This window comes from Methanolobus sp. ZRKC4 (assembly GCF_045291305.1).
Lineage (GTDB): Archaea > Halobacteriota > Methanosarcinia > Methanosarcinales > Methanosarcinaceae > Methanolobus.
The window spans coordinates 2,776,181-2,802,621 of record NZ_CP146983.1; the positions used below are offsets into that span (position 1 = coordinate 2,776,181).

At 41.5% G+C, this 26,441-nt stretch carries 35 protein-coding genes, 3 tRNA genes and 5 pseudogenes; 11 read left to right on the forward strand and 32 right to left on the reverse strand.

Annotation, left to right across the window (positions count from 1 at the left end; translation table 11 throughout):
• Positions 1-154: 154 nt before the first annotated feature.
• The 4 genes from V7O67_RS13610 (at position 155) to V7O67_RS13625 (ending at position 3,174) form a co-directional block, all read left to right on the forward strand.
• Positions 155-742: a MarR family winged helix-turn-helix transcriptional regulator gene (locus V7O67_RS13610; RefSeq protein WP_406670263.1), complete on the forward strand. Its 588-nt coding sequence runs from the start codon at positions 155-157 to the stop codon at positions 740-742.
• Positions 667-2,043, forward strand: a complete 1,377-nt coding sequence (locus V7O67_RS13615) for an MATE family efflux transporter (protein ID WP_406670265.1) — start codon at positions 667-669, stop codon at positions 2,041-2,043. The genes V7O67_RS13610 and V7O67_RS13615 overlap by 76 nt, the downstream gene beginning before the upstream one ends.
• A 127-nt stretch (positions 2,044-2,170) precedes the next feature.
• On the forward strand, positions 2,171-2,770 hold the full coding sequence (locus V7O67_RS13620) for a 4Fe-4S binding protein (RefSeq protein WP_342304327.1): 600 nt from the start codon (positions 2,171-2,173) through the stop codon (positions 2,768-2,770).
• Positions 2,771-2,790: 20 nt separating this feature from the next.
• Positions 2,791-3,174: a nuclear transport factor 2 family protein gene (locus V7O67_RS13625; protein ID WP_342304326.1), complete on the forward strand. Its 384-nt coding sequence runs from the start codon at positions 2,791-2,793 to the stop codon at positions 3,172-3,174.
• 211 nt (positions 3,175-3,385) lie between these two features.
• On the opposite strand, the gene V7O67_RS13630 is transcribed toward V7O67_RS13625, so the two are convergent.
• Together V7O67_RS13630 and V7O67_RS13635 are read right to left on the reverse strand one after the other, a co-directional pair.
• Complete coding sequence (locus tag V7O67_RS13630) at positions 3,386-3,850, reverse strand: DUF2111 domain-containing protein (RefSeq protein WP_342304325.1); 465 nt, start codon at positions 3,848-3,850, stop codon at positions 3,386-3,388.
• 270 nt (positions 3,851-4,120) lie between these two features.
• Positions 4,121-4,483 carry a hypothetical protein gene (locus tag V7O67_RS13635; protein ID WP_342304324.1) on the reverse strand — a complete coding sequence of 121 codons (363 nt, stop codon included), beginning with the start codon at positions 4,481-4,483 and terminating at the stop codon, positions 4,121-4,123.
• 98 nt (positions 4,484-4,581) lie between these two features.
• Between V7O67_RS13635 and V7O67_RS13640 the strand changes: the two genes are divergently transcribed.
• On the forward strand, positions 4,582-4,923 hold the full coding sequence (locus tag V7O67_RS13640) for a hypothetical protein (RefSeq protein ID WP_342304323.1): 342 nt from the start codon (positions 4,582-4,584) through the stop codon (positions 4,921-4,923).
• A gap of 13 nt (positions 4,924-4,936) precedes the next feature.
• Here the strand turns inward: V7O67_RS13640 and V7O67_RS13645 are convergent, their stop codons facing one another.
• Entirely contained in the window at positions 4,937-5,257 is a 321-nt protein-coding gene (locus V7O67_RS13645; RefSeq protein WP_342304322.1) for a hypothetical protein, read from the reverse strand.
• A 43-nt stretch (positions 5,258-5,300) separates the two neighbouring features.
• Here V7O67_RS13645 and V7O67_RS13650 point away from each other — a divergent pair.
• The 4 genes and pseudogenes from V7O67_RS13650 to V7O67_RS13665 form a co-directional block, all read left to right on the forward strand.
• Positions 5,301-5,642: pseudogene (locus tag V7O67_RS13650) on the forward strand (IS5/IS1182 family transposase); the annotation flags it as partial.
• Positions 5,643-5,717: 75 nt separating this feature from the next.
• Positions 5,718-6,662 carry an IS5 family transposase gene (locus V7O67_RS13655; protein WP_342303665.1) on the forward strand — a complete coding sequence of 315 codons (945 nt, stop codon included), beginning with the start codon at positions 5,718-5,720 and terminating at the stop codon, positions 6,660-6,662.
• Between the two features lie 221 nt (positions 6,663-6,883).
• Positions 6,884-7,905, forward strand: a pseudogene (locus V7O67_RS13660) (IS630 family transposase).
• A pseudogene (locus V7O67_RS13665) lies at positions 7,901-8,485 on the forward strand (IS5 family transposase); the annotation flags it as partial. The pseudogenes V7O67_RS13660 and V7O67_RS13665, both read left to right, overlap by 5 nt.
• Before the next feature lie 135 nt (positions 8,486-8,620).
• Here the strand turns inward: V7O67_RS13665 and V7O67_RS13670 are convergent.
• Positions 8,621-8,968 (reverse strand): hypothetical protein, encoded by a 348-nt coding sequence (locus tag V7O67_RS13670; protein ID WP_342304321.1) that lies wholly within the window; start codon positions 8,966-8,968, stop codon positions 8,621-8,623.
• 67 nt (positions 8,969-9,035) lie between these two features.
• Between V7O67_RS13670 and V7O67_RS13675 the strand changes: the two genes are divergently transcribed.
• Together V7O67_RS13675 and V7O67_RS13680 are read left to right on the forward strand one after the other, a co-directional pair.
• Positions 9,036-9,380, forward strand: coding sequence for a hypothetical protein (locus V7O67_RS13675; RefSeq protein WP_406670269.1), 345 nt, complete (start codon positions 9,036-9,038; stop codon positions 9,378-9,380).
• Positions 9,381-9,588: 208 nt separating this feature from the next.
• Entirely contained in the window at positions 9,589-10,992 is a 1,404-nt protein-coding gene (locus tag V7O67_RS13680; RefSeq protein WP_406670270.1) for an ATP-binding protein, read from the forward strand.
• Positions 10,993-11,076: 84 nt separating this feature from the next.
• On the opposite strand, the pseudogene V7O67_RS13685 reads toward V7O67_RS13680, so the two are convergent.
• The 28 genes and pseudogenes from V7O67_RS13685 to V7O67_RS13820 form a co-directional block, all read right to left on the reverse strand.
• Positions 11,077-11,415: pseudogene (locus V7O67_RS13685) on the reverse strand (ATP-binding protein); the annotation flags it as partial.
• A 641-nt stretch (positions 11,416-12,056) separates the two neighbouring features.
• Positions 12,057-12,144, reverse strand: a tRNA-Leu gene (locus V7O67_RS13690).
• A 71-nt stretch (positions 12,145-12,215) separates the two neighbouring features.
• A tRNA-Leu gene (locus V7O67_RS13695) sits at positions 12,216-12,303 on the reverse strand.
• A gap of 48 nt (positions 12,304-12,351) precedes the next feature.
• Complete coding sequence (locus V7O67_RS13700; protein WP_406658091.1) at positions 12,352-13,149, reverse strand: DNA-directed RNA polymerase subunit D; 798 nt, start codon at positions 13,147-13,149, stop codon at positions 12,352-12,354.
• A 20-nt stretch (positions 13,150-13,169) separates the two neighbouring features.
• Complete coding sequence (locus V7O67_RS13705; RefSeq protein ID WP_406658092.1) at positions 13,170-13,553, reverse strand: 30S ribosomal protein S11; 384 nt, start codon at positions 13,551-13,553, stop codon at positions 13,170-13,172.
• A gap of 4 nt (positions 13,554-13,557) precedes the next feature.
• The gene (locus V7O67_RS13710; protein WP_406658093.1) at positions 13,558-14,124 is read right to left on the reverse strand and encodes a 30S ribosomal protein S4; all 567 of its coding nucleotides are present in this window, start codon (positions 14,122-14,124) and stop codon (positions 13,558-13,560) included.
• A 15-nt stretch (positions 14,125-14,139) separates the two neighbouring features.
• Complete coding sequence (locus tag V7O67_RS13715) at positions 14,140-14,586, reverse strand: 30S ribosomal protein S13 (RefSeq protein WP_406658094.1); 447 nt, start codon at positions 14,584-14,586, stop codon at positions 14,140-14,142.
• A 350-nt stretch (positions 14,587-14,936) separates the two neighbouring features.
• On the reverse strand, positions 14,937-15,218 hold the full coding sequence (locus tag V7O67_RS13720) for a hypothetical protein (RefSeq protein ID WP_342304314.1): 282 nt from the start codon (positions 15,216-15,218) through the stop codon (positions 14,937-14,939).
• Between the two features lie 303 nt (positions 15,219-15,521).
• Positions 15,522-15,605, reverse strand: a tRNA-Ser gene (locus V7O67_RS13725).
• 8 nt (positions 15,606-15,613) lie between these two features.
• Positions 15,614-16,615: an RNA-guided pseudouridylation complex pseudouridine synthase subunit Cbf5 gene (locus tag V7O67_RS13730; RefSeq protein ID WP_406670272.1), complete on the reverse strand. Its 1,002-nt coding sequence runs from the start codon at positions 16,613-16,615 to the stop codon at positions 15,614-15,616.
• A gap of 15 nt (positions 16,616-16,630) precedes the next feature.
• Positions 16,631-17,158, reverse strand: a complete 528-nt coding sequence (gene cmk / locus V7O67_RS13735; RefSeq protein WP_406670274.1) for a (d)CMP kinase — start codon at positions 17,156-17,158, stop codon at positions 16,631-16,633.
• Entirely contained in the window at positions 17,159-17,785 is a 627-nt protein-coding gene (locus tag V7O67_RS13740) for a DUF106 domain-containing protein (RefSeq protein WP_406670275.1), read from the reverse strand. It lies immediately after the preceding gene.
• Between the two features lie 21 nt (positions 17,786-17,806).
• Positions 17,807-18,454: an adenylate kinase gene (locus tag V7O67_RS13745; protein ID WP_406670276.1), complete on the reverse strand. Its 648-nt coding sequence runs from the start codon at positions 18,452-18,454 to the stop codon at positions 17,807-17,809.
• 24 nt (positions 18,455-18,478) lie between these two features.
• On the reverse strand, positions 18,479-19,957 hold the full coding sequence (gene secY / locus V7O67_RS13750; RefSeq protein ID WP_406670278.1) for a preprotein translocase subunit SecY: 1,479 nt from the start codon (positions 19,955-19,957) through the stop codon (positions 18,479-18,481).
• 135 nt (positions 19,958-20,092) lie between these two features.
• On the reverse strand, positions 20,093-20,530 hold the full coding sequence (locus tag V7O67_RS13755; RefSeq protein WP_406670280.1) for an uL15m family ribosomal protein: 438 nt from the start codon (positions 20,528-20,530) through the stop codon (positions 20,093-20,095).
• 5 nt (positions 20,531-20,535) lie between these two features.
• Positions 20,536-20,997 (reverse strand): 50S ribosomal protein L30, encoded by a 462-nt coding sequence (locus V7O67_RS13760; RefSeq protein ID WP_406670281.1) that lies wholly within the window; start codon positions 20,995-20,997, stop codon positions 20,536-20,538.
• A 2-nt stretch (positions 20,998-20,999) separates the two neighbouring features.
• Entirely contained in the window at positions 21,000-21,632 is a 633-nt protein-coding gene (locus V7O67_RS13765; protein WP_406658109.1) for a 30S ribosomal protein S5, read from the reverse strand.
• 8 nt (positions 21,633-21,640) lie between these two features.
• A complete protein-coding gene (locus V7O67_RS13770) occupies positions 21,641-22,162 on the reverse strand; it encodes a 50S ribosomal protein L18 (protein WP_406658110.1) in 522 nt (173 codons plus the stop codon).
• Positions 22,163-22,164: 2 nt separating this feature from the next.
• On the reverse strand, positions 22,165-22,623 hold the full coding sequence (locus V7O67_RS13775) for a 50S ribosomal protein L19e (protein ID WP_406670283.1): 459 nt from the start codon (positions 22,621-22,623) through the stop codon (positions 22,165-22,167).
• Between the two features lies 1 nt (position 22,624).
• Complete coding sequence (locus V7O67_RS13780) at positions 22,625-23,014, reverse strand: 50S ribosomal protein L32e (protein WP_406670285.1); 390 nt, start codon at positions 23,012-23,014, stop codon at positions 22,625-22,627.
• Between the two features lie 9 nt (positions 23,015-23,023).
• Positions 23,024-23,556: pseudogene (locus V7O67_RS13785) on the reverse strand (50S ribosomal protein L6).
• Positions 23,557-23,571: 15 nt separating this feature from the next.
• Complete coding sequence (locus V7O67_RS13790; protein WP_406658114.1) at positions 23,572-23,964, reverse strand: 30S ribosomal protein S8; 393 nt, start codon at positions 23,962-23,964, stop codon at positions 23,572-23,574.
• 10 nt (positions 23,965-23,974) lie between these two features.
• A complete protein-coding gene (locus V7O67_RS13795; RefSeq protein WP_135390009.1) occupies positions 23,975-24,127 on the reverse strand; it encodes a 30S ribosomal protein S14 in 153 nt (50 codons plus the stop codon).
• A complete protein-coding gene (locus V7O67_RS13800) occupies positions 24,127-24,624 on the reverse strand; it encodes a 50S ribosomal protein L5 (RefSeq protein ID WP_406658259.1) in 498 nt (165 codons plus the stop codon). Before V7O67_RS13800 ends, V7O67_RS13795 begins: the two co-directional genes overlap by 1 nt.
• Positions 24,625-24,628: 4 nt before the next feature.
• Positions 24,629-25,339: a 30S ribosomal protein S4e gene (locus tag V7O67_RS13805; protein WP_406658115.1), complete on the reverse strand. Its 711-nt coding sequence runs from the start codon at positions 25,337-25,339 to the stop codon at positions 24,629-24,631.
• A gap of 8 nt (positions 25,340-25,347) precedes the next feature.
• On the reverse strand, positions 25,348-25,701 hold the full coding sequence (rplX, locus tag V7O67_RS13810; protein ID WP_406658116.1) for a 50S ribosomal protein L24: 354 nt from the start codon (positions 25,699-25,701) through the stop codon (positions 25,348-25,350).
• 10 nt (positions 25,702-25,711) lie between these two features.
• On the reverse strand, positions 25,712-26,110 hold the full coding sequence (locus V7O67_RS13815) for a 50S ribosomal protein L14 (RefSeq protein WP_406658117.1): 399 nt from the start codon (positions 26,108-26,110) through the stop codon (positions 25,712-25,714).
• Positions 26,107-26,436, reverse strand: a complete 330-nt coding sequence (locus V7O67_RS13820; RefSeq protein ID WP_406658118.1) for a 30S ribosomal protein S17 — start codon at positions 26,434-26,436, stop codon at positions 26,107-26,109. Before V7O67_RS13820 ends, V7O67_RS13815 begins: the two co-directional genes overlap by 4 nt.
• Positions 26,437-26,441: the final 5 nt, after the last annotated feature.

Genomic DNA, 26,441 nt, shown 5'->3' on the forward strand with positions numbered 1-26,441 from the left:
CGATTGTGTTCAAGCTCCTGCACCACAAATTTGTTATTTTCTTTTTAGAGATGGATCTCTGATTTCTTACTCTCATCAACATCATTAAATACCAAATAGACATAGTTGCATCGTCAACAGTTGACTGGACAACTAAATTTATATGGAGCAAAATATGGACAATATACCCATCGGAGCATTAATCTCAATTACCTATCGCAGTAATTTTGTGAGGCTTAACACCAGAATGAAAGAACTTGGACTTTCTGGTGGCCAGTTCTCCGTGCTCATGGTACTTTCGTATGAGCAGGGGTTGACACAGGATAAAATTGCCTGGTTACTTCTCATAGATAAGGGAAGTGTTGCCCGTGCAGTAAATGTCCTTGAAGATAAAGGCTTTGTCAAACGTGTCACCGATGAAAGTAACCGCCGGGCTGTGCAGCTTTATCTTACGGAAAGCGGAGAGAGAATCATCCCGGAAGTTATCAGGATCGATCAGGAAATGGAACAAATTATTTTCTCAGGATTTACTGAGAAAGAAAAAACACAGATAAAGGCACTGCTTCTCAAAATGGCACAGAACAGTTACGAAGCTGCTTATGATAAAAATGACAGGAAATGGAAGGAGTTCCCACTGGAAAGCTGCAACAAAGTGCCGAATGTAATATTGAAAAGGGACTTATCGATATGGACGCCAAAAAGATGGATCTTGGAAACGATAAGATCTCAACAATTTTCTGGAAATATGCTATTCCCTCAATAGCTTCAATGCTAATAATGGCAGTCTATTTTGTGGCTGATGGTATCATTGTTGCCAGAGGAGTGGGCAGTACCGCTCTGGCTGCTGTAAATTTATGTGTGCCATTGATAATGGGAATAAATGCAGTTATCCTGGCACTTTCCCTGGGAGCATCAATAATCATTTCCATCATGCTGGCCCAGAAGAAATACAAGGATGCCAGCAATGTTTTTTCAGTGGTTTTTGTCACAACTGGCGTAATTGCAGTCCTCTTCACAGTAGCAGGGTTGTTTTTTATTGAAGACATATCCTATGCGATAGGAGCTACCGAAGAGGTACATGGAATGGTGCAGACATATCTGTCAGTCATCCTGTATTTCATTCTCATCTTCAGTTTGCAGATTACACTATCAAATGCCGTAAGGAATGACGGTAACCCCAATCTTGCACTACTAAGCACTCTTGGCGGAAGTATACTGAACATACCTCTTGATGCATTTTTTGTCTTTGTACTTCACTGGGGGCTCTTCGGAGCAGCAGTAGCCACAGGATTATCTCAATTTACAGGGGCAGCAGTATTATTAATTCATTTTACCCGAAAACAGGGGCATTTGCGTTTTGTGTTGCCAAATTTCAATTTGCAGATCATTACAAGGATAGTTCACAATGCAATTCCCCTATTCATTGAAACCATTTCATTATCAATTTTCATTGCCACTATGAACATTCTGGCCACTAAATATTACGGAACTACCGGAGTAGCTGCTTTTGCAATAGTTGGAGCTGCTTCAATGCTGTCGGCAATGTTTTTTGTCGGAATTGCACAAACCAACCAGCCTCTGATAAGCTATAACTATGGCCATGGAAAACATAACAGAATACATGATATTGTAAAGTATTCATTGAAAACAACAACTGTACTTAGTATTGTCATAATTGCCATCATTGCAATATTCAGCGAGCAGATGGTCAGCCTCTATGTAAATGTATCCGCAGAATCAGAGCTTGTTTCATTGACAAGCACTGCATTGAAAATCTATTCTGTTGGCTACATATTTTCAGCAATAAACATGGCGCTATTAAAATATTTCCAGTCCACCGAAGATCGCAGATCATCCTTGATCTTAACATCCCTGAAAGCCTTTGTTCTTCTGATTCCTGCCGCATTGGTAATTCCAAAAATATTCGGAGGGGTGGGGATCTGGCTGGTAATACCATCTGTGGAGTTTTTTATTGCGATCCTTTCAGGATTGATTTACTGGAAATCCTTGTCTGCAAAAAATGTGATGGATCACCAAACTCCACATTTCGATCTTGATGAATGAAGAAAGTAGAGATTACGACTGGTAATTTCTACGCTCAGTAAGGAAAACAATATCAAATATCAGGGATAAGTTTTCGTTAAGAACTTGTCCTATTCAATTTTAACAATAAAGATCATGGTGTGATGAAATGGATGATCCATTGGAATTTTTGAGAAACATTAAATCCGTAGCGCTTGCAACTGTTAACAACAACATACCGGAAGTTCGGATAGTTGATGTGATGCTGCATGAAGACGATAAGCTATACTTTTTGACAGCAAGGGGAAAACCATACTACAAGCAACTAAAAGCTAATCCAGAAATATCCATTGTTGTCATGGATGAGAATTATGTCACTGTAAGAGTTAAAGGAAAAATAGAGTTTGTTGATAGAAGTTTCCTAGATAAGATGTTTGATGCGAATCCGGTCATGAACCACATATATCCGGGAGATACAAGGGAAATTCTGGAAGCATTTTGCCTTCCAAAAGGAGTAGGTGAAGTTTTTGACCTCTCGACAAATACTCCAAAGCGTGAAAGATTCGCATTCGGAGGAAAAACTCCAATTGAACCCGGATACAAAATTACTGACAAATGTATTGCCTGTGGAATATGCAAGGATTCATGCCCGACTGGAGCCATAAACGAAGGAGACATTTACATCATTGAAAGCTCGCTGTGCCTTGAATGTGGTAACTGCTACGAAAAATGTCCTAATTATGCAATTGAAGAACCTCTTGAATTTTAGACAGGAACGGAGTGGGGATAATGGAACAAAATTTGGAACAAAACAAGAACAATGCAATCGCATTCTACAAAATGGCCTATGAAGGGAATCCCAGAAAGGCAACTGAACTCTACGTGGGCAAAGAATACATTCAGCACAATCCATTGGTGGATGATGGAACTGAAGAATTCATCAAGTACTTCGAAAGGATGCAGGCTGAATATCCTGAAAAAAGTATCGAATTTGTAAGGGCGATAGCAGAAAGCAATCTGGTTGCTCTGCACACACATCAAATATGGCCAGATAACGAAGAATATGTTACAATGGACTTTTTCAGATTTGACGATAATGGGAAAATAGTCGAACACTGGGACAGCATACAAATGATCCCGGAAGAATCTGCGAATGAGAATGGCATGTATTAAGATACTAGTGGATGTCAATATGGTTTTTTAGAAAAGGAAAACTCTTGATTTTAGTGAGCCTGCTTATGCTGTTGAAAGACAGGATTCAGAGAAGATCCGGCAGATTAGGGCGATTTCTAGTGGAACTCCTGATTTTGAATGGCACGAAATAGACATGCTGTTCAATAACACAAACCTAAATATCAGAGATTGCAAATTTTCTGCAGTGACGTTATCCCATCTTTTTTCTTGCTTCTTCTACTTCATTCAACAGGTCAACTTTTTGCTTTTTTCTTGCTCCTTCTACTTCATCTACTACCTCAGGATAGTCCACGAATATTGAATAAATGTCAAGGGATGCCACAATGTCCACAATACCTACAGCACCAACAACTTCACCTGTATTAGCTCTGATTGGAGCGACTACAACACACTTTCCTTTATAGACACCCTCTAAAGGTCTCGTTCTGACAATTCTGTTTGTCTTTATGACCTCTTCAAGGATCGGACCAGTGTACCCTCTGTCTACAACCATTCCTTTTTCCATAAGAATTCCCTTGCAATTAACACTGCGAATAGTTGTTGGAATACCACAAAGAGAATGTACTGCCATTGCTATATATTCCATATCATCGGCTGTGGAATCCGCACATAGCTTCATACAAACCCGTTCATTGGATTCTTTATTTGATGCCATTTTCTAATCCCCTTCTTTAAATGTTAGGAAGATCAGTGGAAAGAAAAACTGATCAATGAATTATCAGGTGTATTTTGCTTCAAGATATTATTTTTGAACGTACCCGTTTTTACTTTCTAATTCTTCAAAGTCTTCATCGATCAACAATTAGTAAATTAGTTTTAAATAGGATATGTCTTTGGAACTTAAATTACTAAAAACTATTACTAAACTAAGACAACGAAAAATTGTATTTAATAAAGTTCGGGAAAGGTTGTATATATGGGAATCTCATGGGCTGTGATTTATCAGCCTGTAGACAATAGACGGCGCTAAGGCTGTGACTATAGGCACAAGAAGCCAGATCCTTCCTTTTAATATATTGTAGTCGGTTAGAAGATGTTCCCAGCTATGACCTGCAATGTAATAGCCAAAGAGAAACTCAAAGGCAACAGTCAGAAAAAGCCACATTATTCCAATATACGCATAATCTCTCGGAGTGCCTGTAACACCTGAAAACATGAAGAATACATAGGAAAATGCTATGATAAGTGTGCAGAAAATAACAGTACTGACTTGATGAGCAAGGAGCTCACTAAAAAATTTCCCATAAAAAGAATTCCTGATAATCCCATTGATGATTGCAAAAACCACAAGGATGAACCATGCACCAATTGAATAAATATATATGATTTTCCACGAATTATGACCCCTTTAAGAACATATATCATTTACCATTTGTTATAGTTCCCATGCAACTTAGCAGGACAATATTTGAGTATGCCAATCATCTTGGATCTAAGTTTGATGGTGATATTGGAGTATTGGAAAGAAAACACGTTCATGCTGATTCTATCGTATATATTGGAAAAGAAGCAAACAATATTGATGAACAGGAATTGAATGTTGAGCAAGCTCAGGAGTTCATCAACAAGGATCAAGAGATGCAGAGGATTCTCAACATAACTGTATCTGAAGCTAAGGACATGGGAGTTCCAAAGACTACATTGTGGGATATGCAGAAAAGGATAAATGATACAGGGAATTTGAATTTGAATACTCTAGCTGTGATGAAGTGGATATGGCAAATTTGAAATGAAAGAACGCTCAATCATTTAAACCATATTTCTTTTTAAAGTCATATATTGATACTAAGTGATTTGGAGTAGCAAATTTAGCCATTTTTTCGCTAGTTGATTCATCCTGCATCCCCCACACTGTATTTGAAAAAGTATAACCTAAAAATGACATTATTCCTGAACCTTCTATTCCGCCAGCAACACCACCTATTAAGCCAAGACTAAGTGATATTCCAAACTTAATTTCATCAGACCTCTTTTTAATTATATTGGCATCGTTCCAAACATTATCTAAAATATCAGATATGTTTTTTTCTTTTTCTGGCTCTGTAGAAAACCTACTTCTCATTTTATTTTAGCATAATAATTTAAAAAGGATAAATCCCCTGAGTATTACTTGCGATAGAAACACAAAAGGGGATGATTGTGTTTTGCCTAACAAGTACTTAAAGTTTGTTGATACAGCGCTAGCTGTATCAGGAAACTCACACCTTCAGATTTACAGTTGTAAATATTCTAAAAGAAAATATACTCAGCACCAGCTATTGACATTGGTTTTGTTAAAAGAATATCTTGATGAAGATTATAGAGATATTGTTGAACTTGTAGAAGTGATGGATAAAGTTAAAGCAAGAATTGGATTAAAAAAAGTTCCACATTTTACTACACTGCATAAATTCATTACAAGAATTAAATATATCTACTTCACTGGATTATTGCAGCAAACACTAAAGAGGATTTCGAGAAACTACCATCAATACTCATACAATTTAATAAAATTTAAATAATAGCAAAGCAAATTTACTATTATGGATTCTTTTACTGATTTTGCCTTAAATGAAGAATATAAGCGTCTCCAATCTGTCGGAGATAAGCTTGCTGAAATTGAATATTTAGTAGATTGGAAGCCTTTTCGCCCTATTCTGGAGTCAATGTACATAAACAGAACAGCTTCAGGCGGACGGCCTGAAGCTGATGTTATTGTAATGTTCAAGATGCTTGTTCTGCAACAATGGCATGGTCTTTCTGATGCTGAGCTTGAAAAGCAGTGTATTGACAGGATATCCTTTAGGAAATTCCTGGGATTTCCTGAATATGTACCAGACAGTACAACTGTCTGGTCATTCAGGAAGAGAATTATCGACAATGGTAAAGAAAAAGCGGTGTGGGATGAAATGCAGAATCAGCTTGATGCTCTTGGTTTGAAGATTAAAAAAGGAATGATCCAGGATGCAACTTTTATTCACTCAGATCCAGGACATGCAAAAGCAGATGTACTCAGAGGAAAAGATGCGAAAACAAGAAGAAGCAAAGATGGAACCTGGACTAAGAAAAATGGTAAATCTCACTTTGGATACAAACTTCATACAATTATTGATAAGGATTATGAACTAATCAGAAGATTTGAGACAACAACTGCATCACTTCACGATTCACAGGTTGATCTGTCTGAAAAGGGTGAAGTGGTGTATAGAGATAAAGGATATTTTGGAGCAATAGCAAAAGGTTTTGCAGCAACAATGCAACGAGCTGTAAGAGGACATCCTTTAGGAATAATGGATATCCTCAGAAATGAAAGAATAAGTGTGAAAAGAGTCCCTTGCGAAAGAGTGTATGCAGTGACAAAAGAAATATTTAAAACCAGAAAGGTTCTTGTTACAACTGTAGAAAGAGTGAATGCAAAAATGTTGATGACAGCTTTTTGTTTTAATCTGCATCAATTGAGGACACTAAAAACCAAAGGAGTAATTTAGGATAGCGGGAGCTATACTAAAAATAAGGATTAATGAAGAGAAATTAAACAAAATGATAAAAAATGAGAGGATATAATTGAGTTTGAATACTTTAATGATCTAAAATGAGGGAATATCGAAATCCTCTAAAACTATTCTATTCACGCGGAGAGCAGATAGAGATTACTGCTATTATAGTTATTAACCAAACTTTTAATACTAATTGAGTATAACAATACTGTATGGCTAAACCCGAACAAATTCCGATAAAGCATCATCTTTCATCAGAAGAATTGCTTAAACATATTAAGTCATTAGAGAAAGACACACGAGTTCTACAACGTTTATATTTTGTTAAACATCGTTATGAAGGAGCTTCTGTTAATGAAGCAGCTAAACTTGTAGGGATATCAAAACCCGTTGCATATCAATGGCAAGAGCGGTGGAATCAAGACGGATATGAAGGATTAAAGCCTAGGTTTTCAGGAGGATGTCCTTCCAAACTCACTGATGATCAAAAAGAAAAACTAAGGGACATGTTACATGAAAGAGATGATTGGTCTACAAAAGAAGTTCAGGAACTCATTTATAATGAATTTAAGGTTCAATACACCATTAAGCAAATACTAGTGATCTTGAAGAAGTTTGGCATGCATCATGCCAAACCATATGCGCATGATTATCGAAGACCACAAAATGCAGAAGATTGTTTAAAAAAAACTTACCGTTAATCGATGATGATTGCGTTATCGGATTTCTTGATGAATCATCTCCCCAAACAACATCAAATACGGTTCGTTTATGGTCTTTCAATAAACCTGCCATCTTCAAAAACACAACCAGGATAAAAGCAAACTCCTTCGGTTTTTATGCATTGAATGGTAATTCTGTTATTGATTTCAAAGAACATTCAACCAAGGAGGATGTATGTTCGTTTTTATCAGCTGTTAAAAACAATAACATGGGAGAGAGAATCGTAATTATTCTCGACAATTTTAGATCACATCGAGCAAAATATACAGTGGAATTTGCACAGGCAAATGATATTGAATTGGTCTATTTACCTCCATATTCACCCGACTTGAATCCAATCGAATTCATCTGGAAAAGTGTCAAAAGAATTATTTCTCGCAATTTTGTGAAAGATCTGGATCATATGAAAAATCTGATTGCTGAGGAGTTTATTGATTGTTCATCGAAGATTAGCTTCGCAAGAAAATGGATTGAGACATTTCTGGATAATAAGTTGAAAATGTTAAGTTAATAACTATAATTCAAGTGGGTTTACTAGTGGCCACTGTAGTTACTATTATTCCTGGAGAACAGGAAAGAAACAAAGATCTTTCCTGAAAACAAGTATCTCTATTGATACTGCAAAGTTCATTGTTACTGGTTTCAAGATATCAGATAAGCCTGTGCATGATGCAAAGCATGCAATGAAATTACTGAAGCAATGCCACAAAACTCGTAGATCAAAGTACTATGTAATGGACAAAGGTTATGATTCAGAAGACATACATTCACTAACAAGAGAACAACTAGATTCGATAGCTATGATTCCTTTGAGACAAAGAAAAAGGAAGAGAATCAGAGGCAAATATCGCAGAAAAATGGTATGGGAATTTGACAAAGCATTGTATCATAACAGAAACCTGGTTGAAACGATGTTCTCCGTTCTGAAAAGGAAATATGGGGAAGCGATTAGGGCAAAAAAGTATTGGAATCAAGTGAAAGAAGTCAAATTCAAGATATTAGTCCATAACCTTGACAGGTATGTCAAGGTTATTTTTATTATTCAAATGAGGATTTCTACAGAGCCCTCATATTCTCTTTTTTCAACTTAACGTCAATCCCTCTTGCCCTCCTAGAATATTCCTGAGTCATTCTGAAATTTTTCCATTTGTTAACACGCTTGTTGATCGGAAAAACCATTTTCCATCGCATAGCATAATAATCAACCCTTTTTGATAGACGAGAACTCAACTTATATTTAATCTGCGGTCTTCCCCTCTGGCCTTTCTTTCGAGGAATCTCTTTTTTAGTACAAGATATCCTCGCCTTCTTTTCTTGGCCTGTTCATAATAGCGGGAATAACGATGAAGTATCTTATATACGGCACTTCTTGTCACCTTATGTTTTTTGTGTGGGTTCTGATTTACAAGCTCAGTAAGTTCATCGACGGTCAAGTATTTATTTCCATTATCCCTCATAGTTTGCAATAATAAGAATTTCGCAGCTCCTACAGTACCTCGATAGTAGCAATACTTACATAGAAGATGTTCGGGATATTCTTTATCAGAACCACATGAGGGGCATTCATTTTCCATATTACAACGGCACCCGTTATTTTTTTTACTGCTTAATGCACAGCAGCGATACTGCCCATTGCTTGCAATGGCAGTTGTAGTGAGAGCGCTACGCTTGAGTGGGTGTGAAGGCTCAGACATTGATAATTTGAAGCTTATAAATATCGGTTGTGACTTCATTGAGCTTAAGAGAAGGAACTGCGATGTCTATTACTGGATGGGGAAAAAGAGGGATCTTGTTGCCAGAAGCGAGGGTGGCAAACTCCAGTCCATAGACGTCTCATATACTAATGACATCGACCCAAGGGAAACTGAGGGTCTGCACAAGTTTAGCAAGCTCAATGATGCAGAACTTATTCTCCTGACAGAAGATATTGAAAAGGAAGAAGATGGCATCAGTTTCGTGCCTCTGTGGAAGTGGTTATTGAGGTGATCTATTTTTACGTCATCACTATCTTTTACTATTTCAACAGCAAAGCGCCGCTTGCGGCGTGTTGGTTGCACTGCGTTAAATCGCATTGATTCAAAATCGATCATATTTTAAACAATCCTGCATGAAATTTAAAGTGTAACCATTGACCAGAAGGATGCTGAGGGCTTTGCTCTCATATCGCACTCGATCATCAATGGTTATAAATATAATGATTACAAAAATAATCATTGTGGAATTCTACAACCGGGAGAAAGAACTCTCCCTAATGTCCCTCCTCGACAAAAGCAAACCGTCCTTCCTCGTAATAACCGGCAAAAGAAGGGTCGGGAAGACCGAGCTTATCAAACAGTTCAGCAGGGACAGGAAAGCACTCTACCTGTTTGTGGACAGTAACAAGAGCATAGATATACTCATGGACGAGTTCGACAGGATGCTCAGGGAAGAACTTGAACTACCTGATTACATAAATGTTAAGGAACCTGAGAATTTTCTCAGGTTCATTACATCCTATGACAGGGATATAGTGATAGCCATCGATGAGTTCCAGAGATTCCTTAAGATATATCCTTCCTTTATTACCCAGCTCCAGAGATACTGGGATATGAAGTCTGATGATTGCAAGGTCTTTCTCATCGTATCGGGTTCTTCCATCGGTATGATAAGAAAGATATTCATTGAGGAGAAAGCTCCACTCTTTAAGCGGGCGGACAACATACTGACACTTCGTCCTTTCACGGTTCACGAGACCTTTGCCATGCTTGATGAAATAGAGATCACGGATATGCAGGAAAAACTGGACCTGTATTTCCTTTTTGGAGGAACGATCTACTATTACCGCCTTTTTGAAAAATATCAGTGTACCGGGTTCCTTGATGCACTCGAAAAGCTCGTGTTCAACGAATTTGCACCGCTCAAAGATGAGGTTAGGGATATCCTTATCGAAGAATTCGGCAAGGAACACTCTACCTATTATGAGATAATATCTGCTATATCTCAAGGTAAATGTTCCAAAAGCGAAATATCGGAGATGACACACGTATCTTCAAACTCTCTTTCACATTATTTCTATGACCTTGCGGACCTGCTCGGGATAGTTGAGTATAGGATACCCGTTACAGACAGCCCAAAAAAGAGTAAGAGAGGGAGATATTTCCTCAAGGATAATTTTTTCAGGTTCTATGGCCGTTTCATATATTCTGCATTGAGCCAGTACATGGGTGGTAAATATGACCCTATAATGGAAAATGTTCTACAGCAGTGGCAGAGCTACACCGGGAAATTATTTGAGGATATGATCCGAGAGCTGATAAGTAGCAGGCTAATTTCCGAATATCCTGAAATTGGAAGCTGGTGGAACAGGAAAGGAGATGAGATAGATATACTGGCAATAAACCGTGAAAAAAGTGAGGTTATGGCAATTGAGATAAAGAATAAGGAGCTTACCAGGGATGAAGCAAGACGCATCCTCAACTCTACTTCAGAGAAAATAGAACTGATTACCGATGTATCTGGCATGAATTTCAATGTAGGGATCGCTGCAAGAAACATAGAGGACAGGAAGTTGCTTGAAGATGAAGGATTTCTTGTATGGGAACTGGAGGATCTCCTGTAAGGTCACATATTTTTTATCATGTTGGAGTAAGAAGACCACCGTTTTCAAACGGTGGATGAATTACGTCCCCTGTTGGAACTACCGTCAATAATCCCATGCAGCCTGAAATGCAGACATTGAAGCTTTGTTGCCTTCTATAAGGTATGGTACTTCATCGATAATAATTACAGGTTTTTCATTGGTCTGCTCTGCAATGAATTTCAATGCAGCATCCCATTTAGTGATCTTTGGCTGGTAAATACCAAGTTGTTCGGATGTCTTTTCAAGAAAGTCCTCTACCTGATGCTCAAGGTCAAGTTTCTGGGACAAATAATAGACAGAAGATTTTCCAGCCATGAATTTCAGCACAAGTTCTGTTTTACCAACACGCCTTCTTCCATATATTACGATCAGTGATGAAGAATCACGGGAATATTCGGATTCAAGAAATTCTAATTATTCGGTGCGATTGATAAATAGACTCATAATCCTAAGTATCAGGAGTCTATATTATATACATTTCTGCTGGTTGATGTAGTACAGTAGATCTTGATACTCAAAAAATAGCAAAAAATCATTTTTCCGACTTATGACTCTGTAGAAATCCTCTAAAATTCAAACAATAGTAGAAGTCAATAAAACTTCTGTATATTTTTCTGAATGGTGATCGTTTTGTCTAATATTAGCTACAGATAGTGATTTCAATAGGCTTTCTACAGAGCCAATTGTTTCAACTTCTATATACTATTTTACAGATTATTGTCTTTTTACAATTTAATGTTTATTCAATTAATCAGTTTAAATAATTTTTAAAGAACAGATATAATGAATAAAATAATAGTTTTGTTCTTTCGAATTAAAATACTTTATAGACTATTGATTAAAGTTCGGTGTTTTACAGTTACCCAGATCCCAAAATACTAGCGCAAGAGGTTTGATTCGAATACAAAAACCTTCAGCAAACCAAGTCCGAAATCTAACATCTCTAATCTGGCTGAGCAAAACCCTCACAAAAGATATAACAATAAATACCAACATTAACCAAAAAAGTAACCACTGATCAAACAATTAACGTAAAAAACGTATGGTGCGGGAGGTGTGATTCGAACACACGAACTCCTACGAGACTAGGCCCTCAACCTAGCGCCTTTGGCCTGGCTGGGCAACCCCCGCACAAGAATTGCTGATGGAATTGTCGATTTAAGTGAAAGAACATTCACTAAAGATATACATGTTGAAAAGTTTGGTGCGGGAGGTGTGATTCGAACACACGAACTCCTACGAGACTAGGCCCTCAACCTAGCGCCTTTGGCCTGGCTGGGCAACCCCCGCACAAGTGCAGATCAAATAAATATTCAGGAGAAAAATCTCCTGGCCGGATCACAGGGAATCTAAGATTTCCCCCATCCGGGCGGCTTTGTCCTTAATGTTCGTCCCTGCATTTATAATTAACTCCTGAATAGTGTAAGAGCCGTCCGATTCCATAGTCAGAATGAAAGAAGTTTCATCCTGGGAAACTTTAATCGCATTGATCTCACATTTTTCCTGACAGAGTTTGCAGAGTATACATTTCAGAATATCTTCGTCTGAGATTTCAGCCTTTTCAGGTCCCATTTTAATGATATCCTGAGGACATTCCTGAATGCATGCACCACATTTGTCACAGTTTGTGAATGTAACAACAGGCATGTTCTTATATCCACAAGCAACACCTGCCTGCCATTTGGCATGATCGTAACCATAACCCACATGAGCTATAGCTTCAAGCACGACCTTCTGGCCCTCCTTCAGATCAATTATGGGTACATTGAGATCTGCAGGGCGCACTGTTTCATCAGAGGAAATAAGGTCACCCGAGTATACCATTTTTGGTCCTTCAGCGCTGAGCGTCAGGGAAACTTTACATCCAGGACATTCAGAACCACCGCAGCTACATTCCTGCATGGGCACGAAGTCATCCATGTTTGCAGTTAAAGGAATAAGAGCAAGTCTTAATGCAAGCTGTTCGTCAAAGAGGACAGACGTATTGTTGTATATATTGACATCGTCAATTGCAAGTGTAGGTACATCGGAGAGAGCAGCTCTCCTTATACCGTTCGCAAAGGCCGCACTTACATTAGACAATACGAATTTTGCAGACCTCTCAGATATCTCCAGTACGTCTATTTCCATTGTCATGAGTCAGTATCCGCTTTAGATTATACTCTTCTTCCGCCTTTTGGACGGGTTCCGTCATGTGGCACAGGAGTTACATCCTGTATCCTTCCAATTTTGATACCTGCCCTTGCAAATGACCTGATTGCAGCCTGTGCTCCAGGACCCGGACTTCTCTGCTTGTTCCCACCAGGTGCACGCACCTTGATGTGAACTCCTTCGATTCCCTTGTCCTTGAGTATATCTGCAAGCTGGCTTGCCATCTGCATGGCAGTATAAGGTGAACTTTCATCACGTGCAGCTTTTACAACCATTCCACCGGAAGACTTGGCTAATGTTTCCGCACCGGTGATGTCTGTCACTGTGATGATAGTGTTATTGAATGAGCATTTGATGTGAGCAACGCCCCAGATTCCGTTTGTAGCCATGAATTTATTCCTCCTTTGCTACTCCTGCTACAGATGAAGCAACCTGTGCAGGCCTTTCTGCATGCCCTTCGCTGGTAAGCGGTGATTTGCCATAATAGTCTATGCGCATTTCTTCGTCCTTTGATATAAGCATACCGGGAACTGTAACCCTCTTACCATCAATCGCAATGTGACCGTGAGTAATGAACTGCCTGGCCTGTTTTGGAGTACGTGCTAGTCCGAGCCTGTGGACCTGTGTCTGCAACCTGCGCTCCAGAATGGAATCGGTCTGCAGACCAAGAATATCATCAACATTGGAATCGCCGTGAAGTATTGAGTAGCGAATGAGCCTTGCAAGGATCTGGTCAGATTCGGTCTTCAAGTGACCTGTGAGTTCTCCTTCTGCAGATTCTGCAAGAAGCCTGCGGGCATCCGCCCTGTACCTTCTCAGGACACTGTGTGCCTTCCAGAGTTCCTTCTTGTTACGGAGACCATACTTTTTAACAAGCTCAAGTTCACCGGCCATCCTGGCTGCCTGCCAGGGGTGCTTTGGAGTATCATAACTCTTTCTTTTTTTACCTGGATATCCCATAAAATCACCTTAGTATTACTTCTTCTTGCTTACGCCAATGGTTGAACCACGCCTGCCGGTGGATTTTGTCCTCTGACCTCTGCACTTAAGACCTCTCTCATGCCTGAGACCACGGTATGCCCTGATCTTCTTGAGAGTGTTTATGTCTTCCCTGAAAGTAAGGAGAATGTCCTGTCCAAGGAGGTGCTTGTCATCCCCTGTCAGTGGGTCCATCTGCCTGTTAAGCATCCATTTTGGCATTTTCGTCTCAAAGTTGCCGATAGCTTCATCGAGCTTCGCAATGTCTTCATCTGAGAGATATCCTATGACCGCTTTCGGGTCAATGCCGGTGCTTTCTACAATAACCTTTGATGTCCTCATCCCTATACCACGAATGCCAGTCAGCGCATTTATTACAGGCTGACTACCCTGAAGGTCAGTATTCATGATACGGACAAGATGTCTTATTTCTTCGTCTGCCATTAAATTTCCTCCTTAAGGACGTAAATCGTCCTGTAGCCTCGAAACAAAGTTTCGACACACCCTGTAAAGGGCTAGGCAATTCTAAAGATTAATAGAATAATTTACCCGCATATACTATTGCTCTTATTTGCACAATCCATGCAACAGAAAATAGCAATACAAGTGAACACATCCTATAGACTAATTATATAAATACTTTCCTGTGAAGTGAATTTGAAGATCATGCGTGAAATCCCACATTATGCCCCCTTAATCAATGCAAATACCTGTTTCAAGTAATTGTTTGCGATAAGACCCACCCAACATTTATGTTTAAACATTTGCACTTTTTGCCGCTTCATAAATAGCGATCATTTGAAAATCTGACCAAGTTCCTTTTCCAGATCTTTGAGCATTTCTTTTTCTACATAATCAGCTATTTTTTTAGTTGTCGCTTTAGATGGATGCACCTGATCCAAACTAGCGCCACAAAGAAGACATATTATACATTCACCAAGCACCAGGCTTTCATCAACTATATTGGAAAAAGCCACATTGATTTCACTATCGCACTCAGGACACATCACTAACGCATCCCCATCGTAATTTACATCCATATTTGATTTCAGATTGAATACTTTTTGATCATCCATCGTATCACCTTATTCGCACACATATCCATAGGACAGTTGCTCAAGTAATGTCCAATTATATTGTTATAGATTCAATTGAGGTAGTTGCTTAAAAACATCCTTTGGAAATTATGTCTGCTGAAAACATAGACTGAATAAAAAAATGACAGCTCATTCTTTGAGAATGACGTGAATCGTAAATTTGTTGCCCGGGATTAGTAATCTTCTGCTGCAATTGCACAATATCCCATGTCACATACCTTCACTTATCCACATATAGTTGAAATGAAACATAGAGTAATTAAAAATCAAAAAAGAATTATGCGCCGAGGGGGGGATTCGAACTCCCGAGGGGCGGATGCCCCACAAGCTTTCCAGGCTTGCGCCCTACCGCTAGACTACCTCGGCACGCGTGATTATTCTGGCTTGCTGTGCCAGCCTTGCGGATAAGTGCCAGCATCCATTATTACTCTTTCGGTCACTGCTGCAATCCCATGCTCATTTTCAAGCATTTCCCCAGTATCCATAAATGCAGTACATAATGCCACAGCCTCTCCTTTTAAGGTGAAAAGACAAATATCATCACCTTTGCTGATATTCTTGTCAAGGCTTACTATACCCGGAACTGCAAATGCCGCACCCTGACATACTGCGTCAACAGCACTGTCACGGACAATAATCTTCGGAAGATGACTGAGACCCTCTTCCATAGGCCTTATATATTTACGCAAGTAGGATTCATCTTCGTCTTCTTTCCAGAAAACATAGGCATCTTTCAATTGGTGCAGGGTTACGAGGGAATCTTCCCCGAAAGGACCCGTTTTTGTTCTGCGCAATTGCTGCATGTGAGCTCCACAACCAAGTGCATTACCGATATCATGACAGAGTTTACGAAGATATGTTCCTGCTTCGCATCCGACCCTCATCAGCACAGACCTGTCTTTTACCTCTATCACCTCGAGGTAGTAAATCATCCGAACACGTACCTCACGCTTAACAGCAGAAATCACAGGTGGCATCTGGAAAATTGGCCCGGTGAATTGCTTACAGATGCGACGCACCTTCTTCTCCGGGACAGGCTCATGCATACGCATCAGGCAGATATACTCCTTGCCCGAAAGACGCAGGGCAGAAACAACCTTTGTAGCCTTTCCGAGCATGATAGGCTGGACACCGGTCACACCAGGGTCCAGGGAGCCTGAATGTCCGGCCTTACTTAACTCAAGGATATCCTTGACCCAGGCAGTAACCTCATGACTGGTAGGACCTCGTGGCTTGTCAAGGTTCACAACTCCCATCTCGATGTGTTGCCTAATCGGTCGATCGTAAGGAGAACAACCATAGAAAGGACTGGTTTTCGCTTCTGCCTTAAGTACTAATTCACGTTTATATTCCGAAGGTAAGATACCAGAATTCATAGAACCCGCCAAATATCAGAAATAAGAATTGTTGTCGATTGCACAGGAAATAATATCTGCGATTCCATACTGATCCCATTTTTCAGAATCAATCACAAGATCATAAATAGACAAATCTCTTATGTCAATATCATAAATTGTTTTATACCGGACAGACTCTGAGGCCTCACGTTCAATTGTTTCGCTGAGCTTGTATTCAAAAGAACCACTTTCCCTTGCGACAATCCTCCCTACACGAACATCAACTGAAGCCTTTATCCAGATCTTGAGTGCCTTGTTCGCCATATGGCCCGCAAGCCGTCCTTCAAGGATCACGTTGTCTCTTGTATTGGCAATTTCTTTCTGGCGCTCATCTATTTTGAGGTCAATTGAATCGTCGGATTCCGCCAGTTCACCAAACTCAGCAAGAGTCATTCCGTATTCATTTGCAAGTGAACGAAATACCTCTCCTGCTGATATCATCTCGAGCCCATGCTTCTCCGAAAGGATACGGGAAACAGTGGTAGTACCACTGCCCGGAAGACCACTGATAGTCAGCAGCAATTAAATTCCACCGACATCCAATGCTTTTCTGATCAACTGACTTACCGCAAGAGAAGCGATGAAATACCAGAATATCCAGTATTGGAAAGGACCGATGATGGTATCTGTCAAAAGCTGTTCACCCCAGAACGGAAATACGAATGAAGCACCTCCGTGCTCTGGCAATGTAATAAAATAATACGCCCACATGAACAAGGGGAGCGATATTATACTGATATATGCCATGGGTTTGAACTGCTGCTTCGACATCTCCATCTGTTCGGACATCATCGCGGTACGCTCAGATTCCATCTTCTTCATAAGTGAAGTGTTATTTGAAAGCTGGGCTTCCCTGAACTGCTTCTGGAACACACGCATCTTTTCCTGGGTAGAGCGCATCAGTTCCCAGTCCATGGTGTATTTCTGAATCAGTGATGCATAAAGTGCAGTTATCGATGCCATTATGAAAAGGACAATATGAAAATTACTTGCTCCCAGAAGATTCACAAGAGGATCCATAAGAAAACCAACGGATTGTCCGAGGGAATTCCTGAAATCCTCGCCCAGGATAACAATACCCAGCATCAATGAAATACCAAATGCCAGCAAAAATTTATTCAGCTGTTTCTTGAATGTTTCTGTAACCAAGGGATAGCCTCTTTTGATGGTTTATTTGTATTGGTCCATAATCTTACAGATGTCAGCAAGAACAGAATCAACTAATCCTGCGCCATCCACATTAACAAGAAGCCCGGCATTATCATAATACTCGATCAAAGGTTTAGTTTTATCATTATAAACAGCAAGCCTCTGCCTGATAACATCTTCCCTGTCATCATCACGCTGGTAGAGTTGCCCACCACATGCATTACAGACACCCTCCTCTTTTGGAGAGTTGAACATAATGTGGTAACTTTCACCACATTTGCAACTGCGACGTCCACTCAGTCTTTTTACGAGCTCTTCATCGCCTACCCCCATATTGATAACAGAATCAAGAGGTTTGTTAATTTCATTGAGAATTCCTGTAAGCGCATCCGCCTGAGGAATAGTTCTTGGATAACCGTCCAGAAGATAACCGTTCGCACAGTCAGGCTCTTCCAGCCTGTCCTTTATGAGACCTATAAGAACCTGATCAGGAACAAGTTCACCCTTGTCCATATACTCTTTTGCTTTGAGACCAAGTTCGGTACCTTCACGGACATTTGCCCTGAGAATGTCACCTGTAGAAATATGAGGAATGTCATATTTCTGTGACAATTCCTTGGCCTGGGTGCCTTTTCCTGCACCCGGAGGACCAAACAATACAACATTCATTATTATCAACACCTAAATTATGAATTATTCCTGCCCGAAGAAAGACCTCACCATCGGATGCATCTCCATCATCTGCTCGGATGCTATATCCTCATAGAGGCGGTATACTATACTGACAGCAAGCAGAAGACCGGTACCTCCTGCACCTCCAAGCGTACCGAGCATACTGGCAACCAGTGTCAGGAAACCAATGAAAGCACCACCGATAACCGTTACCTTCGGGATATATCTTAGCATCACCTTCTCGATGCTTCCTATATTTCTCCTGAAACCGGGAATTTGCATCCCGGAATTAAATATCTTCTTTGCAGTAGGCTTTGCACCCATTCCAGTAGTCTCGATCCAGAAGAGAGCGAATATGATACCACCTACTATCAAAAACACGGCATCAACCAGCACATGAAGGGCAATCTGCCAGGTTGCAGGAGCAGCGACTCCATATGAAGAGAAGGTCGCTGTTACAAGCGAGGGTACCCAGTCATACGGGCTTTGAATAGGAGAAAGATAATACATAATACCATTAACAGGAGTTGAACCTACATATTCCCCGAAGATTGTAATTCCTCTGCTGCTCAGTACGATTCCGATTAATTGTATGTTGGCCTGAAGTGCCCTGACAAGAATCATCGGAAGGACTGAAGCGTAGATCAGCTTTACAGGGAATTTGCCCCTTGCACCCCTTACAGCACTGTGGGCCAGAGGTATCTCAATACGAGTACTCTCCACATATACTACGAGAAGGAAGATAGCTATAGTACTTAGCAATGCAAGTATACCACCACTTACCAGCATGAACATTATACCATCGCCTGAGAATAAGAAATCTGCTTCCACATTCTGCACGATGTATATCCACTTAAAGAAGAATCCGGTAGGTAAACCGCTTGAATCAGATGTCCAATTAAACAGACCCGTTACGATCTGCTGGGACACACCTGCAACAATGAATAAACCCACACCGGAACCGATGCCCCATTTGGAAACCACTTCATCCATGAAGAGAACCAAGACACCTCCGATACAGATCTGAATGAATATAATGGCTGTAATAAGGCTTGCACTAACACCTAATGTAGCCGCAAGTGCTGCATCCGGCTGTATGTAGCCACCGGCTATCTGTGGTAGAGCCTCAAGGACTATCATAACAAAAACTAGCGCCTTCTGAGCACCCTGGAAAAATGCCTGGTCTTCCGGATTGGACATATCGAGCTTGATAACATCAGCACCGACAAGCAATTGCAGTACGATGGAAGCAGTGACTATAGGACCTATACCAAGAAGCATCAAAGAACCCGACGCTCCCGCAAAGAATGCTCGATAGGACTCGAACAGATCGATCGAATCCGGGGACAATCCAAACAACGGCACATTAGCCAGCGCAAAATAGAGCACAAGTATACCAAGCGTCCATGTCAGCTTGTTTTTAAAGTGCACATGCCCTTCTGGGCTTGAAACCGCAGGCAATCTGTTAAAAATTGGTTTTAAACTTTCCTTAAGACTCATTAATTCCACCCTTTGAATGGAAAAATCCATGCAATTATTAGGTTATAAAGTACACCTTAATAGATTTTAACATTAATAAATATGCACCCTTTAATTGCACAAAATATAAGAATAAATATGTAATGCCAAAAGGCATTACTCTTCAGGTTCAGTGCAGGATCCACCTGCACTTTCGATCTTTTCCTTTGCACTTGCAGAGAATTCAGCCGCAGTGATGGAAAACTTCTTTGACACCTTACCGGTACCAAGTACCTTGTCTATATCAAGAACAGCAAGGTCAATGACATATGCGCCATCCTTGAGTTCCGCAAAACCATCCTCAACAAGCTGATCTGCAAGTTCATCCAGCTCTCCCACATTAACAATGGAAGTATCACGGATGATCTTCAGCGGACGGCTGAATCCCTTCTGGTGACCACGCTGGTATCCCATTTTTTGTGCAAGAGTTGCATGGTGCTTATTTTCACCACTTTTACCTCTTCCACCACGGTTTCCGGCACCACGTCTGTTCTTACTGGTACCTCCACCGCAGGTGCGTGAACCTCTGAATTTCTTGGTGTTACATTTTTTCATCCAGATCACCTCATTTTCTTCAACAAGAGATTGATATCCTCACCGTTGTTACCGAGTATACCACCCTGCTGTGCAGTCCTTTTTATGCCTGAATGGCCTTTTCTTGGAGGATGAAGTCTGAATACCGGCTTCAGAGCTGGAACATCTTTCACTGTGACATCGCCGTCATGGATAGCCTGTGCCAATGCCTTGATGGAATCATAGTCTGTATTCTCAGCTACATACTCTTCGGTAAGTTTTAAATCACCTTCAAGTCTGCCACGGTTTGTGAGCATCTCTTCAAGAGTAGCAGCATCAATAACACCATATGCCACATAGTCCTTGACCTTCTGGATCATTCCCTTGTTGTGAGGGTTGTCACTGAGAAGGACGCAATGATTTACCCTGTGCAAACGGAGCATTTTCAGGGTATCTTCAATAGATCCCCTGACATTCACGTTACCACGTACTCTTATCAGAGCGTACATTTTCAAGCCTCCTCCTCAAGCTGGATAGGTTGCCTTACAGTACCGGTATTGTGAAGTGCATTAAAAGTTGCCTTTGCGAAGTTCAGGGTAGTTCTGGTCGTACCTTCAGTTCGGGTCCACACATCCTTGATACCTGCTTTCTCAAGTACTTTTCTTGCAGTGTCACCTGCAGCAAGACCAAGTCCACGTGGAGCAGGCTTGAGTTCTACAATAACACTGCCTGCCTTTCCTCTTACCTCAGATGGTACTGTGTGTGCGCGGCCACATGCACATTCCCATGAACCGCAACCACGCCTGACCTTTATGATATTGATCTTGGCATTGTCGATTGCTTTTCTGATAGCAGGACCAACCTGAACATCCTTTGCCTGTCCAAGACCTACAAAACCATCACCATTTCCTACGATGACAGTTGCTCTGAACTTAACACGACGTCCGGAGTCAGTCATCCTCTGGACCATGTTTATATCGAGCACCTCGTCTTCGAGATCAGGTAACAGAATATCGATTATTTTGGATTCCCTTACCGGAAGACCGGAATCGATTGCCTCATTCATGGAAGTAATCTGCCCTTCATGAACGAGTTTTCCGAGCCTTGTCTGCGGAACCCATTCTTCTTCATATTCATATGCCATATAATCACCTAATTGAAGTCAGCAGAGATTTTTTCCTTAACTGCATCGAACAGTTCAGGCAGATTTGATCCTTCCACATACTCTGCTACATGTTCTCCTCTTATGCGCTCGTCTGAAGGCAATATTGACGGATTGTGAGGAATCTCAAATCCGGAATCTACAATGCCTTTCAGGGTTGCATATACACGTGATCCGGGAGATGCTGCCTGGAGTCCCAGGTCAAGAACACCGTATTCGAATCCCTTGCTCTGTGCCCTGTAACCAAACAGAAGGCCGGCAAGATACGCAGCCGTTGTATTACCTGTGGATGCGTCATATCCGTACTTCTTGAGTTCAGTCGAAACAGCAGATGAAAGGGTAACATCCCCTTCAGGCTTTGGAGCAACGAGCTGGATCTGCATATGTCTTGAGCTCTTGCGCACAACTACACGATCTTCCTTTGAAAGAAGAAGCCTTAGCCTTAAGTGGTAGTCTGTGCGACCTTCTCTTCGCCTTCTGAAGGCGACTTTATATCGGGGTCCTGTCGCCATGATTATTCCTCGTGCTTAATGAGCTTCTCGGACTCCAGGTGTGCTTCCAAGTGAGCAACACTACGGTATTCGCCACCTTTTGCCTTGCGGTATACCTTACAATAGGTGGATTTGTCCAGTGAACCGTCTGCACGTAGCTCTTTGAGTCTCTTTCTAAGAGCACGGATCTTTTTCATCCACTGTTCTTTGCTTGGATTACGTGCACCCTGCTTACCTTTTCTCTTACCGTGTCCTTTACGGTGTCCGTACTTACGCTTGGCATCCCTTGCTCTTGCACGACCACGGCTTACACCCTTTACAGGTTCTGCCTTGATGTTACCGAGTTCAACCTGCTCACGTATGTCAGCCCTTGTGATAGCAACTGCAATATCACCTGCAGCTTCAGGGTTAAGCCATACCCTGTGAACACCGCAACCAAGTACTTCGGAAGCTATCCTTTTCTGATTAGTCAGATCGGTCATCTCACTCACTCCTCAGAGGATTCAGGATTTTGATACCAAGCTCAGAAGCCTTTGCCTGAATAATTGATTTCTTCCTTCCGCCAACCTTTCCAGATATCCTGACAGCTTCCTCAGCTGCATTCACAACATCAAGTTGTCCAACTGTGAATACAAGGACTTCTGCATATCCTGATGGATGCAGGCCTTTTACAGCAACTGGGCTACCGTAGCCTACCTGTGCAAGGGCACCCTTTGCCTTGTAATGCCTGCGCTGTTTTCCCCGAAGACCCCTTGGGCGTCTCCAGTTTGAATCCAAGCGCTTGTACTTGTGGGAGTCCGTCCTTTTGAATACGGGTTTTTTACCCTTCTGGACTTTTCTTGCCTTAAAGAGGCGTTTGATTTTTCCTTCCATTCAAATCACCTACACTATCTTCTCCACTATGTAAATTCCATCCTGGAATATACGCGGATCAAACCTTTTGATCTTTGTTGCCTGTTCAATATTGGCGGCAGTCTGGCCAACATCTTCCTTGTTGATGCCTGAGACAATTACTTCATCAGCACTTGCCTTGACAGTTGTCTCACCAAGGATATTTGCAGACCTTGCTTTCTTCTCACCAAGGAAGTTACCTATTGAAAGCCTCTTTCCTTCTACCTTCACCTGCATAGGGAAGTGAGAGTAAACAACTTTCATACGGTATTCAAAACCTTCTGTTACACCCTTCAGCATGTTGGAGATATGCGAAGCAAAGGTACCTACCATCGCTTTCTGGGTCTTTTTGTGACTGATGAGTCCACAATAACCTCAGAACCTGCAACCTCGATATTGATGCCTGGGTACCAAAAAGTCCTTTCGTTTTTGCCTTTTGGCCCTGATGTTGTCAGGAGCTGGCCCACGAACGTAACAGTGACGTCATCGGGAATAGGGATCTCTTTTTTGATCTCTTTTGCCATGATATCCCATCTCCATCAGTACACATAAGCAAGTAACTGTCCACCAACGTTATTCTCACGAGCCTCGTACTGTGATATTACACCAATCGATGTGGTCAATATAAGTGTACCGAAGTTCTTTGCGGGAAGATACTGCTTTTCCCATCTTTCGAAATCTGCAGCACCTACTGAATAACGTGGCTTGATAGCACCACATTTGTTGATCCTACCAACAAGTTCTACTTTATAAATACCTGCCTTACCATCTTCTATAAATTCAAACTCGCCGACATATCCGCGGGACTGCATGACCTTCAGTACAGTTCCGATGAGCTTTGAAGCAGGCTGGATCGTACAGGAACTCTTACCTATAGCCTCAGCGTTCTTAATAGTGGATAAAGCATCAGCAAGCGGATCTAATAATACCATTTATCTCACCTCACGTATATTTCTCGAATCCCATATCGTGGGCAATCTCACGGAAGCAGTGCCTGCAAAGGTAAATATCATATTTCCTGACAAGTCCCTGTTTCCTGCCGCATCTTTTGCATTCGTGTGCGCCCCGGCCGAAGTTCTTTGTGGTCTGAACCATTAGATAACCTCCACTGAATATTTGTCTTTGAAGAAGGCAATTGTGTCATCCTTTGTTATCCTGTGTGACGTAGGGATTTTGGTTTTTACAATCCTTCTTTTACTGATCCTGTAGCCCGGGCGGTTAACAACTACATTGACATCCATTCCAAAGATACCGATGTTAGGGTCGTATCTCATTCCGGGGAAGTCGGTGTGTTCTTCTATACCAAAAGCCACATTGCCATTTATGTCAAACTGTGAAGCACGAAGTCTGTTCTCGATGATCCCGAGTGCAATAGTAAGGAATTTTTCAGCACTTTCGCCTCTGAGAGTCACCTTACATCCGATAGGTTCATTTTTCTTAATGCTGAAAGCAGGGAGGGTTCTCTTGGAGTAAGTTCTGATGACCTTCTGTCCTGTAACCTCTCCAAGTATACCTTCAGCATCCACAAGATGCTGACCACTTTCTCCAACACCCATATGGACTACAACCTTTTCGACAACAGGCGTCCTCATTACGTTACTCAACTACCTCACCACCGAGTTTGATCTCAGGCTCGTTCTCGCCGATAACTACCACATAATCCTCAATTGTCTCAAAGTCATAGTCACCGGATATTGAAACCGTGTTATTCCTTGAACTGCGGACAGTGTTGATCTCTTTAATAGTACCGATCTCACCGGTGTGTTTACCACCGACGATCATTGCGAGATTGCCGACTTCGTACTTGATGTGTTTAACTACTTTCTTATCAGGTAGTGAAAGGATAATTGAATCCTTTGTATTGTAATCGTTGGATCCGAGGACGTTTGAACCGTCACTGAGGTTGAGCTGTATGGCTCCACCCTTGATAACCGTCTTGCCGTTGATCCTGCAAAGCTTGTCTACATCGGAGTCTTCGAGCTTGTGGAGTTCAAGCCTTCCCTTACGATCCAACAAGACACGATAAGATACATTCTCATCCGGGATGGATACTACGTCCAGTAACCCTATAGGGAATCTCAGGTCTTTCCTGACTACACCGTCGACGAGTATCTTGCCCTCTGAGAGTACGCGCTTTGCCTCTGCACGATTGTCAACTACACCCAGCATATCCCTTAGTACTATAGCCAAAGGGATACTCTGTTCTTTATGATGTGGACCAGGCCTTGTAGCAGTGATCCACTTATTAGATTTCTTTGATATCTGCCAGCTGTTTGGTACAGATATTCTCTTTTGATGTTTACCCACAGAATCACCTACTTCCTGCTGATAACTGCTTCTCTGCGGTCATCCTTCATCTCAAGGGATGTGATCATCACGTTTGAAGGATACACAGGTCTTGCAACTTCTGTTCCGTCTGCCTTGGACACGCTGACCCCTTCAACAACAATCGTTCCATGTTTCAGGGAAATAGCCTCTACTTTACCTGTACTACCTGCGTGGTCTCCACGCATTACCTTTACAGTATCGCCTACTATTACGTTTGCAGATCTGCAACCGTACTTCTCACGTAGTTCCTTTGAAAGGGAAGCACCCATGTACTTCTGCCTTACATGAAGAGGAGCGTTGTATCTTGCTTTCCTCTGCTTTCTTGGCTGATTTGATACCATTGTTCACACCTCATGCAACTATAGATGCCGTCGTACCAATTTTTGGGTACCTTTCAGCTGCTTCTCTTGCCACAGGACCCTTGAAGTCGGTTCCTTTTGGGACACCATCTTTGTCAACAATAACAACTGCATTGTCTTCAAATGAGACTCTCAGGCCATCAGGACGACGGAATTCCTGCTTTTGGCGGACTACAACAGCCAGAAGGATCTGCTTGCGCATCTCAGGAGTACCTTTTTTCACAGACACAACGCACATGTCACCGATACCAGCCTTTGGGTGCCTGTTCTTGACACCACGGTATCCCTTGACAGATACGATTTCAACCACACGGGCACCTGTATTGTCCACGCAGTCGATCTGTGCTCCGGCATTCAAAGCACGGGGGATACTTGACCTGATACCCCTCATGCCTGAGCCTCCGCCTTGATCACCACATATGATTTAGTCTTGCTCAACGGTCTGCATTCTGCGATCGTCACAACATCTCCTACCTTTGCATCTATGCAGGAAGGATTGTGTGCATGGATCTTAGATTGCCTTTTCTCATATCTCTGATATTTCTTGATAAGCATCTCATGCTTGCGCTGGATGACCACGGTCCTGTCCATATCATCGCTTACAACGGTCCCTACAAGGACCTGTCCGCGAACGGGCAGTTCTCCATGGAATGGACAATTAATGTCATTACACTCCTTTTCCGGAGTCGGGACATCCAATCCAATATCTTTTGCCATGATTA